The sequence below is a fragment of the Pseudomonas sp. LBUM1664 genome (assembly GCF_059695895.1).
Genome location: NZ_CP166791.1, coordinates 3,048,462 through 3,059,861 on the forward strand (window position 1 = coordinate 3,048,462; position 11,400 = coordinate 3,059,861).

General features: G+C 59.4%; 8 protein-coding genes. 5 read left to right on the forward strand and 3 right to left on the reverse strand.

Going from position 1 to position 11,400, the window contains the following annotated elements:
• Positions 1-202: 202 nt before the first annotated feature.
• The 5 genes from ACA047_RS14220 to ACA047_RS14240 are packed head-to-tail and all read left to right on the forward strand — an operon-like array spanning position 203 to position 6,725.
• Positions 203-3,685 carry a response regulator gene (locus ACA047_RS14220; protein ID WP_497359985.1) on the forward strand — a complete coding sequence of 1,161 codons (3,483 nt, stop codon included), beginning with the start codon at positions 203-205 and terminating at the stop codon, positions 3,683-3,685.
• Complete coding sequence (locus tag ACA047_RS14225; RefSeq protein ID WP_497359987.1) at positions 3,685-4,500, forward strand: CheR family methyltransferase; 816 nt, start codon at positions 3,685-3,687, stop codon at positions 4,498-4,500. The genes ACA047_RS14220 and ACA047_RS14225 overlap by 1 nt, the downstream gene beginning before the upstream one ends.
• Positions 4,497-5,084 (forward strand): chemotaxis protein CheB, encoded by a 588-nt coding sequence (locus ACA047_RS14230; RefSeq protein WP_497359989.1) that lies wholly within the window; start codon positions 4,497-4,499, stop codon positions 5,082-5,084. The genes ACA047_RS14225 and ACA047_RS14230 overlap by 4 nt, the downstream gene beginning before the upstream one ends.
• Before the next feature lie 5 nt (positions 5,085-5,089).
• Positions 5,090-6,355, forward strand: coding sequence for a hybrid sensor histidine kinase/response regulator (locus ACA047_RS14235; protein ID WP_497359991.1), 1,266 nt, complete (start codon positions 5,090-5,092; stop codon positions 6,353-6,355).
• Positions 6,348-6,725, forward strand: coding sequence for a response regulator (locus ACA047_RS14240; protein WP_497359993.1), 378 nt, complete (start codon positions 6,348-6,350; stop codon positions 6,723-6,725). Before ACA047_RS14235 ends, ACA047_RS14240 begins: the two co-directional genes overlap by 8 nt.
• A gap of 83 nt (positions 6,726-6,808) precedes the next feature.
• Here ACA047_RS14240 and ACA047_RS14245 read toward each other — a convergent pair whose 3' ends face one another.
• The 3 genes from ACA047_RS14245 to ACA047_RS14255 all read right to left on the reverse strand — a co-directional run bounded on the left by ACA047_RS14245 (position 6,809) and on the right by ACA047_RS14255 (position 11,290).
• The gene (locus tag ACA047_RS14245; protein ID WP_497359995.1) at positions 6,809-8,482 is read right to left on the reverse strand and encodes a response regulator; all 1,674 of its coding nucleotides are present in this window, start codon (positions 8,480-8,482) and stop codon (positions 6,809-6,811) included.
• The gene (locus ACA047_RS14250; RefSeq protein WP_497359997.1) at positions 8,479-9,981 is read right to left on the reverse strand and encodes an ATPase domain-containing protein; all 1,503 of its coding nucleotides are present in this window, start codon (positions 9,979-9,981) and stop codon (positions 8,479-8,481) included. The genes ACA047_RS14245 and ACA047_RS14250 overlap by 4 nt, the downstream gene beginning before the upstream one ends.
• 253 nt (positions 9,982-10,234) lie before the next feature.
• The gene (locus tag ACA047_RS14255) at positions 10,235-11,290 is read right to left on the reverse strand and encodes a tetratricopeptide repeat protein (protein ID WP_497359999.1); all 1,056 of its coding nucleotides are present in this window, start codon (positions 11,288-11,290) and stop codon (positions 10,235-10,237) included.
• Between the last annotated feature and the right edge of the window lie 110 nt (positions 11,291-11,400).

An 11,400-nucleotide genomic window follows, 5' to 3' on the forward strand; every position in this document is an offset into this window, starting at 1 on the left:
ATGAGTAAGTGGCGAGGTGGCACAAGTTCCCGGGGTTGTACAAGAAAGGATCTATAGTACAAGAGCTGACAAGGATAGTCGCTTCCTTGCGACAAGGCAGGTCGACCTAGGGTTTGTGCCTTTGATTCGTCAGAAATGTGGATCCAACCGGTATTTTTCGGGCAAACTCCACGGTTTTCAACTGTCCACCAAGGCCTTTTCCATGACCCCTTCGTCTTCGGTTGACGAGCAAAGTTTTCGCAAGCTCCTGAGCCGCAATATCAGCCTGCCTTTGGGCATGGGCGCCCTCAGTGCGGTGTTTTTCATTGTGTTGATCACCTACCTGCTGTCGGTGATCCAGTTGGTCGGACATACCGACCGGGTGATCAATAATGCCAACGAAGCGCTCAAACTGAGTGTGGACCTGGAGACCGGCATGCGCGGTTACCTCCTGAGCGGCGACGAGCATTTCCTCGACCCTTATGCAGTCGCCAAGCCACGCATTGCCGTTGCGCTGGACACATTGCTGGAACTGACAGCCGACAACCCCGTCCAGACCGACCGCCTGCACAAGGTGCAAGCACTTCAGACGGAATGGGCCAATTACGCCCAGGGCATGATCGACCTGCAACGCAGCAGCGGCGATTACAAGGGAGCGGTGAAGGCTGGGCGCGGCAAACGCCTGACGGACGAAATTCGCAAGACCTTCGAAGACATCGTCGAGACCGAGCAGCACCTGCGCGCGGAGCGCAACGAGGAGGTGCGCGCCACCACCGTCTGGAGCATCGCCCTGTACCTGCTGTTCGTGGCCGCCGTCAGCGGATTGCTGGCCTACGTCGGTCGTCGGGACCTGCTGACCCTCTCCAGCAACTACAGCGCCAGCCTCAAAGTCCAGCAGCAGAGCGCCTTGCACCTGGAAAAACAGGCTTGGCTGCGCAATGGCCAGACCCAGTTGGCCGAGCAGGTCCTGGGGCAACTGAGCTTGAACCTGCTGGGGCGCAACATCCTGCAGTTCTGCGCCCAGTACATGGGCATCGCGGTTGCCGCGCTTTATGCACGCGAAGAAAATGGCGTCCTCAAGCGCGTCGCCACCTATGGGCTGTCCCGGGAGGATGACGAACAGCATCAGGTCATCGTTGCGGGTGAAGGTATCGCTGGTCAGGCGGTGCAACAAGGCCGTCTCATCCGTCTGGATGATGTGCCCGACGATTACCTGAAAGTCAGTTCCGGACTGGGCCAGGGTTTGCCCAACAGCGTGCTGGTGATACCGACCAGTGATGACAAACGGATCAACGGTGTCATTGAGCTGGGTTTCCTGCGGCCATTGACCGACCGCGACATCGAGCTGATGGAACTGGTGGCCGGCAACGTCGGTACCTCTATCGAAGCCGCCCGTTATCGCCAGCGCTTGCAGGAAGTGCTGGCCGAAACCCAGCAGTTGAACGAAGAGCTGCAAGTCCAGCAGGAAGAGCTCAAGACGGCCAACGAAGAGTTGGAAGAACAGTCGCGCATCCTCAAGGAGTCCCAGGTTCACCTGGAGACCCAGCAACAGAAACTGGAGCAGACCAACGAACAACTGGCCGAACAGCGCGACGCCATGGACCAGAAGAACAGCGAACTGAACCTGGCCCAGATCCAGTTGCAGGAACGCGCTGAAGAACTGCAACGTTCGAGCAAGTACAAGTCCGAGTTCCTGGCGAATATGTCCCATGAGCTGCGTACACCGCTCAACAGTTCGCTGATTCTGTCCAAGTTGCTGGCCGAGAACCCGCAGCAGAACCTCAGCGAAGAGCAGGTCAAGTTTGCCGAGTCGATCTACTCCGCCGGTAATGACCTGCTGAATCTGATCAATGACATTCTCGACATTTCCAAGGTCGAGGCCGGCAAGCTGGAAGTGCGCCCGGAGAACACCAGCGTGCCGCGCCTGGTGGAAGGGTTGCGCGATATGTTCAAGCCTCTGGCGGCCGACAAGGGCCTGAGCTTCGAAGTGCAGTTGTCGCCCGACACTCCGCCCATGCTGTACACCGACCGCCAACGCCTGGAACAGGTGATCAAGAACCTGCTGTCCAACGCCGTGAAGTTCACCGAGCAAGGCACCGTCTGCCTGTCTGTGGCCGGCCAGCCGGGTTCGGGCATTGCGTTCATGGTGCGTGATTCAGGGATAGGCATCGCCGTCGATCAGCAGCAAAGCATCTTCGAAGCCTTCCGCCAGGCCGATGGCACCACCAACCGCCGTTACGGCGGCACCGGTTTGGGCCTGTCGATTTCCCGCGACCTGGCCACCTTGCTGGGTGGCTCGATCTCCGTTTCCAGCGAGCCGGGGCGGGGCAGTGTGTTTACACTGGTATTGCCTGAACGCTACGTCGAGCCAGGGGAAACCCCGCGAGAGCCGAGAGCGTTCACCCCACCGGCCATTGCGCCTGCCCCTGTGCCTCATAAACCTGCGCCCGCGCCACTGGTTGCCCAGGTGCAAACCCCCATCGCCCGATTTGCCGATGACCGGGACAAGGCCCCATTCGACACGCGTTGCATCCTGGTGATCGAAGACGAACCCAAGTTTGCCCAGATCCTTTTCGACCTGGCCCACGAACTCGGTTACCAGTGCCTGGTGGCCCATGGCGCCGATGAAGGCTTCGACCTGGCCTTGCATCTGAGCCCCGACGCGATCCTGCTGGACATGCGTCTGCCGGATCATTCCGGGCTGACGGTGCTGCAACGGCTCAAGGAGCAGGCCGAAACCCGGCATATCCCGGTACACGTGATTTCCGTCGAAGACCGCGTCGAAGCCGCGATGCACATGGGCGCCATCGGCTATGCGGTCAAGCCGACCACCCGCGAAGAACTCAAGGACGTGTTCGCCCGTCTGGAGGCCAAACTGACCCAAAAGGTCAAGCGGGTGCTGCTGGTGGAAGACGATGACTTGCAGCGAGACAGCATTACCCGCCTGATCGGCGACGATGACATCGAGATCACCGCCGTTGGTTTGGCCCAGCAAGCCCTGGATCTGCTGCGCACCAATGTCTACGACTGCATGATCATCGACCTTAAACTGCCGGACATGCTGGGCAATGACCTGCTCAAGCGCATGTCCACCGAAGACATCTGTTCATTCCCGCCTGTGATTGTCTACACGGGGCGCAACCTGACCCGCGATGAGGAGGCCGAGCTGCGCAAATATTCGCGTTCGATCATCATCAAGGGCGCTCGTTCGCCAGAGCGCCTGCTGGACGAGGTGACACTCTTTTTGCACAAAGTCGAGTCGCGGTTGTCCCATGAACGGCAGCGGATGCTCAAGACCGCTCGCAGCCGCGACAAAGTGTTCGAGGGCCGCAAAGTGCTGCTGGTGGACGATGATGTACGCAACATCTTCGCCCTCACCAGCGCCCTGGAGGCAAAGGGCGCTGTCGTGATTATTGGCCGTAACGGTTTTGAGGCGATCGACCGCCTGAATGAAGTCGAGGACATCGACCTGGTGCTGATGGATGTGATGATGCCGGAAATGGACGGTTTCGAAGCCACCGCGCTGATCCGCAAGGACCCTCGCTGGCGCAAGTTGCCCATCATTGCCGTGACGGCCAAGGCCATGAAGGATGATCAGGAGCGTTGCCTGGCGGCGGGCTCCAACGATTACCTGGCCAAACCGATCGACCTGGATCGTCTGTTTTCGCTGATTCGCGTGTGGTTGCCGAATATGGAAAGAATTTAGTGGAACGTGACAAAGACATTGAACTTCGTTTATTGATCGAAGCAATCTACCTCAAGTACAGCTACGACTTTCGGGATTACTCCGGCGCGTCCATCAAGCGCCGGGTCCATCATGCCCTGACCCAGTTTGAGTGCAAGACCATCTCGGCGTTACAGGAGCGCGTATTGCACGACCCGGGCGCGTTCATGCAGTTGCTGCAACTGCTGACGATTCCGGTCAGCGAGATGTTTCGCGACCCGTCGCATTTCCTGGCGATCCGCGAGGAAGTGGTGCCGCTGCTCAAGACGTATCCTTCGATCAAGATCTGGATCGCCGGTTGCAGCACGGGGGAGGAGGTCTACTCCATGGCGATTCTACTGCGCGAGGAAGGCTTGCTGGAGCGCACGCTCATCTATGCCACCGACATCAATCCTCGCTCGCTGGAAAAAGCCAAGCAGGGCATTTTTTCCCTGGAAAACGTACGGGCCTACACGCAAAACTACCAGCGCGCCGGAGGGCGGCAATCGTTTGCCGATTACTACACTGCCGCCTACGATTACGCGATGTTCGACAAGACCCTGCGCGAGAACGTGACCTTCGCCGATCACAGCCTCGCGACCGACAGTGTATTTTCAGAAACTCAATTAATTTCATGTCGTAACGTATTGATATATTTCAATAAAAATCTGCAGGATCGCGCGTTCGGGCTGTTTCATGATTCCCTCTGTCACCGCGGTTTCCTGGTATTGGGCAGCAAGGAGACGGTGGATTTTTCGGCTTACGGCAGGCAATTCGAACCATTGGTCAAACAGGAACGGATCTATCGCAAGTTATGAAACACACGACAGACAGGCCCAGGCCGCCAATCGAGGCCATTGTCGTCGGCGCTTCCGCTGGCGGCGTCGAAGCGCTGCTCAAGGTGTTTGGGCAACTGCGCAAGGGTTTCGGCGTGCCCATCCTGGTGGTGTTGCATTTGCCGGATGAGCGCGATAGCCAACTGGCCCGGGTGTTTGGCTACCGTCTGGCGGTACCGGTTGAGGAAGCCCAGGACAAGCAGGACATTGCGCCCGGTACCTTGTACGTCGCCACGCCCGGTTATCACCTGTCGGTCGAGGCGGACCGCAGCTTGTCGTTGAGCCTGGAGGACCCTGTGCATAATTCGCGACCGTCCATTGACGTGCTTTTTGAATCGGCTGCCGAGGCCTATGGCCCGAACCTGCTGGGTGTGCTGCTGACCGGTGCGAACAACGACGGCGCCCGGGGGCTGGCCAGGGTCAGGGAGCTGGGCGGAACCACGGTGGTCCAGGATCCCGACGAAGCCCAGGTCTCGACCATGCCCGAAGCTGCGTTGGCCTTGCACGAACCCGACCATATCCTAACTTTGCAAGACATCGGCCAGTTGCTGGCCGGGCTGGAATGAACCACATGCCAAGAGATATTCAAGCCAAACTGCTGATCGTCGATGATCTGCCGGAGAATCTGTTGGCCCTGGACGCGTTGATCAGGCGTGACGACCGCGAGGTCTTCAAGGCCCTGTCGGCTGACGAAGCGCTGTCTCTGCTGCTGCAACATGAATTCGCCCTGGCCATCATTGATGTGCAGATGCCGGGAATGGACGGTTTCGAACTGGCCGAGCTGATGCGCGGCACGGAGAAGACCCGCAGCATTCCCATCATTTTTGTCAGCGCCGCTGGCCGTGAACGAAACTATGCCTTCACCGGTTATGAAAACGGCGCGGTGGACTTCCTGCACAAGCCGTTGGACACCCACGCAGTCAAAAGCAAGGTCAACGTATTCGTCGAGCTCTATCGCCAGAGAAAGGCAATGAAGGAGCAGGTGGTTGCCCTGGAGCAGAGTCGCCGGGAACAGGAGGCGCTGTTGCAGCAGTTGCAGGTCACCCGCGGTGAGCTGGAGCAGGCGGTGCGCATGCGTGACGACTTCATGTCGATCGTCGCCCACGAGGTCCGTACGCCCCTCAATGGCCTGATTCTCGAGACTCAGCTGCGCAAGATGCACCTGGCGCGGGACAACGCTGCGGCGTTCAGCCTGGACAAGGTGCGAGCGATGGTCGGACGTGACGAGCGTCAGATCAAGAGCCTGATCCGGCTGATCGAAGACATGCTGGACGTGTCGCGAATCCGCACAGGCAAGTTGTCCATCCGTCCGACCCGCTTCAACCTGACGGCGCTGGTGGAAAACCTGCTGCGCAATTTCCAGCCGCAGATCGCGGTCGCCGAATGCTCATTGGTCTGTACCGCGGAGCCTTCGGTGGAGGGGCTGTGGGATGAGTTCCGTATCGAGCAGGTGGTCTCGAACCTGCTGACCAACGCCTTGCGTTATGGCGGTAAAAGCCCGATCGAGGTGCGTGTCTACAAAACGCCTGACCATGCCTGCGTCGAGGTCCGGGACCACGGTATCGGCATCAGCGAAGAAAACCAGGCGCGTATCTTCCAGCAATTCGAGCGAGTGTCCTCCAAGGCGGCAGCTTCGGGCTTGGGGCTGGGCCTGTTTATTTCCGAACAGATTGTTACCGCCCATGGGGGTACCATTACGGTCAATAGTCGGATCAACGAAGGGGCGTTGTTTCGCGTTTGCCTGCCGTTGCTGAAAACCGTCACACGGACGCAACCTCTAGGTGACCCTACGGTCGTATCAGCAGCTATTGATCGAACAAAGGCTTCTCATGAGTGAAGATGCGCAAGACGTTGTATTGATCGTCGAGGATGACGAGTCGATCCTGATGGTGCTGTCTGCTTATCTGTCGGGCGAAGGGTATCGGGTGTTGCAGGCCGAAAACGGTGAGCAGGCGTTCGAGATCCTGGCAAGTAAGCCTCATCTGGACATGATGATCACCGACTTCCGCCTGCCGGGCGGTATCACCGGCGTGCAGATCGCGGAACCCGCGGTCAGGCTGCGCCCCGACCTGAAAGTCATCTTTATCAGCGGTTACGCGCAGGAAGTGCACGAGACCGACAGCCCCATCATTCGCAAAGCCCCGATCCTGGCAAAGCCGTTTGACCTGGATGTGTTGCAGGCGCTCATGCGGTCGATGCTGTCGTAGGGTTGTAGAGGATTGTTTGGATTGGGCAAGACTTGTGTGAGGAGAGCGATGCTTTTGTGGGAGCAAGCTTTGCTCCCACAGAGTCAAGGGCCCTGAATCATCTCCCGCACCTTGGCCGTCAACAAATCAAAGGTGAATGGCTTGGTGATCATCTGCATGCCCGGGTCAAGAAAACCGCCGCGTACCGCCGCATGCTCAGCGTAGCCGGTGATGAACAGCACCCGCAGGTCAGGGCGGATCTGTCGGCCGATTTCCGCCAGTTGCCGGCCATTCATGCCTGGCAGGCCCACGTCACTGATCAATAGATCAACCCGTTGGCCTGACTGCAGGATCGGCAGCGCGCTGTCGGCATTGGCTGCTTCGACGAAGGCATAGCCCAGCTCGCTCAGCACCGCACTGACCAGCACCCGTACCGCCGGGTCGTCTTCGACGATCAGCACGGTTTCGCCATCCTGCGCGTAAGGCGCGTGCTGGGTATGGACCAGAGGCTCGTCTATTTCTTCACCGATGAAGCGCGGCAGGTAAAGATTCACAGTCGTGCCTTTGTCGACCTCGCTGTCGATGGTCACGTGGCCGCGTGATTGCTTACTGAACCCATAGATCATCGACAGGCCCAGCCCGGTGCCCTGGCCGATTGGCTTGGTGGTGAAAAACGGATCGAATGCGCGATTGATCACCGCTTCGGGCATGCCGCAACCGGTGTCCTGAACGCTCAGCACGACATAGTCGCCGGGCGCCAGGTTGGTGTAGGCGTCGGTGAACTCGGCATCCAAGTGTCGGTTAAACGTCTGTATCAACAGCTTTCCGCCGTCCGGCATTGCATCCCGGGCGTTGAGCACCAGGTTGAGCAGGGCGCTTTCCAGTTGGTTGGGGTCGGCTTCGGCGATCCAGAGCTGATCGTCCAGTTGCATGTCCAGTCGGATGCTTTCGTTGAGGCTGCGTTGCAACAGCTCGCCCATGGACAGCACCAGGGTGTTCATCTGCACGGCTTTGGAGTCCAGTGATTGGCGCCGGGAGAAGGCGAGCAAGCGATGGGTCAGGCCGGCTGCACGGTTGGCCGAGGTCACACCCAGATCGATCAGGCTGTCCAAATCCTCGGTGCGGCCTCGGGCCAGGCGCCGGCGCAGCAATTCGAGGCTGCCGATGATCCCGGTGAGCATGTTGTTGAAGTCATGGGCGATGCCACCGGTGAGCTGGCCGACCGCTTCCATTTTCTGTGACTGGCGCAAGGCTTCTTCGTTGTGGCGCAATTGAGCGGTACGTTCTTCCACCTGCTGTTCGAGGGTTTCGAGGGTGGTTTGCAGGCGCAGTTCACTGTTGCTGAGGTCGATCAGACGGTCCCGGGCTTCGTATTGCCTTCGGCGACCACGCAAGGCGGTGGTCACCAGGCTGACCAGCGTCACCGGGTGAAAAGGGCGCTCCAGGAACGTCACGTTGCCCAGTTGCGCGCCAATGCGTGCCACCGGATTTTGTTCCGGGCCGCCGTGGTGAGTCAGTAATACGATGGGCAGGTCAGACCAGGTCGGCTGCTGTTCGATCTGACGGAACAGGGTTCCCAGGTCCGGCCCCATCAAGGCTTCGGAGGAAATCACCAGCAGACCGGCGCCGTGCTCAAGCTCTTCGCATAAGTGCGCCAGATGGCGACAGATGAGCCCAGGGAAGCCGGCTTCGTTGAGGATCATCAGGGCGATCTGGCTGTCCCGTCCAAGCGGCGTAAGGATCAACGCGCGCTCGGACAGCGGCTTCGCCAACGTCACTGGGAATCATCCTTGAGCAACGGTTTATTCTCGCCCAGATAAGTGGGCACCCCACGCAACACACCCTGGAAGGCTTCCAGAGGCTCGCCGATGGTCATGCCTTGGCCGCTGATGCGATATTCGCGGATGGTGGACTCATGGGCGCCGGTACGTTTCTTGATAATCGAAATCGCCCGGCGGACCTTGCCCAGCGCTTCGAAATAACGCAACAGAATGACCGTGTCGGCCAGGTAGGTGATGTCCACCGGCGCCTCCATGTCGCCCACCAGGCCATGCTGTGCCACGGTCATGAAGGTCGCCGCACCCCGGCGGTTGAGGTAGAGCAGCAGCTCATGCACGTGCAACACCAGCGCGTTTTCTTCCGGCATGGCGGCCTGGTAGCCATTGATGCTGTCGATGATGACGGTCTTGATGTTGCCTTCATCGACGCAACGGCGCACCCGGTGTGAGAACTCGCCGGGGGACAGCTCGGCAGCGTCCACCTGTTCGATCAACAGATTGCCGGTTTTTTTCAGCGCCTCCAGATCAATGCCCATGTTCTTCATGCGCTCGAACAGTAGGCCCAGTTCTTCATCGAAGATAAACAGCGCGGCTTTCTCGCCACGGGCTACGGCGGCTGCGGCGAAAATCATCGAAATCAGCGATTTGCCGGTGCCGGCCGGCCCCAGGATCAGAGTACTGGAACCGGTCTCGATACCGCCACCGAGCAGGGCGTCCAGGCCCTCAAGGCAGCTGGACAGCTGTCGGCGCAGGTAACCGCTGCGGTGTTCGGCTGCCACCAGGCGCGGAAAGACGTGCACGCCGTCGCCCATGATGGTGAAGTCATGGAAACCACCGCGGTATTTCTGGCCGCGATATTTGAGCACCCGCATGCGCCGCCGCTCGGCGCCGTAGTTGGGGGTCAGTTCTTCCAGGCGTATCACCCCGTGGGCAACGCTGTGCACGGTTTTGTCCATGGCCTCGGCGGTCAGGTCGTCCAGCAGCAGTACGGTGGCGTCATAGCGCACGAAGTAATGCTTGATTGCCAGGATCTGGCGACGATAGCGCAGGGAGCTTTGCGCCAGCAGGCGAATCTCCGACAGGCTGTCGAGCACCACCCGGGTCGGTTTGACTCGTTCGACCACCTCGAAAATCTGCCGGGTCGCTTCCCCCAGTTCCAGGTCCGAGGAATACAACAGGCTTTGCTGATGTTCGATATCGAGCAGGCTTTCAGGCGGGGTCAGCTCGAAGATATGAATACTGTCGTCAATCGTCCAGCCATGGGACGCCGCGCCCTGGCGCAGTTCACGTTCGGTTTCCGACAGCGTGATGTACAACGAGCGCTCGCCGGCCTGGGCACCAGCTTGCAGGAATTGCAACGCGACCGTGGTCTTGCCAGTCCCGGGTTCCCCTTCCAGCAGGAACACATGGCCGCGGGACAGGCCACCGGAAAGGATATCGTCCAGCCCTTCAATTCCGGTGGCGGCTTTTGCGCTGATCAACTCGTTAGATGTAGACAAAAATAGCCCTCTCATGACTAGGGAAGTGGGCAGCAGGCTGAAGTACGCCTGAAAATGAACTGCCTGAACACTTGACCTTCGGCGGTGATGGCGGTTCCGCTTTCTTTGACAAAACGAGCAGTGCTGCACAACTTTTTAGGCGCTGGCTGTAGGCGTTGCCGAGCGAAGCGAGGCTGTGATCTTTCCCCCGACAATTGAGCCACAAGCGAACGCCAACAAATCAAGATCAAAAGATCGCAGCCTTCGGCAGCACCTACAGACCTTGTTGTAACGCTGGGTCGTCAGGGTTCAGCTGTTCAAGTTGCGCCAGCAGGATCTGCACATTCTGCAACTGCCCGGTTTCCTTCCAGTAGTTGATCAAAAGCACCCGCGCCTTGCGGTCGGCCGGGTAGCGCTGGACGATTTCCTGCAACTGTTTCTGCGCCGCTTCTACTTCCTGCTCGGCGTGCAGGGTCGTTGCCAGGTCATAACGGTAATGTCTGTTATCGGGCTCAAGCTCCACGGCTTTTGCCAGGCCAAGTACGGCGTACTCACTCTGGCCATGTTGCAGTAGCCACATGCCGAGCGCATGTTGCAGGTAAGCCGACTCCGGCTGGGTTTGCAACTGCCGGGCGAGTAAGTGTCGTGCGGCTTCGCTCTGGCCCTGTTTGTCCAGCACTTCGATCTGCATGACCAGCGCCGGCAGGTCGTTCGGTTTCAGCTGCAGTGCCCGCTCCAACGCCTGTTGCGCGTCTTTCAATTCGGCGTTGTGCAGGTGCAGGCGGGCAAGCTGATAGTAGGACTCGGCGGTTGGCGGAGCGTCCTCAAGCACCTGTTCCCAGGTGTCGATGGCAAGCTGCATCGCCCCGAAATACAAGCCAAGGTCATCCGGCGACAAGCCCAGCAGTGCGTTGACGGCGGCGAACCGGACGTTCTGGTCGTCATCATCAAGCAGCGGCCCCAGCAGCAGGCTGCGCTGGCCCGTCGGCACCAGCCCGACAATGCTGCCGATGGCGGCTCGACGTACGTCCGCTGATTCGCTGTGCAGGTCCGCATCCGCCAGCTTCAAGGCTTGGGGGCTCGGGTAGTTGGGCAGTTCGGCGTGCAGCCACACGCGGCGCTTAGGCGAGAGATCCGGGCGTCCCAGTTGTTGGTAAAGCACTCGTGCCGCCCCCGGTAGCCCGTTACGGGCTTGTCCCAGGGCTTCGCTATAACCACGCTTGATGGCCTCGGGGATCTGCGGGGTAGTGCTGCGTAGCCACACCGCGACAAGACCGATCACCAACAGGACGGACAGGCTGAGAAGCAGATAGCGGCGAGGCGAAGGCATGCAGGAAATCCATAACCAGGAGCGTGAAATGTCGCAAGCTTCGGCCAGGCAGGAGCTTGAGTCAAACCTTGTGAGATATCTGCCAAGACCTGTGGGAGCCGCGGTGAACT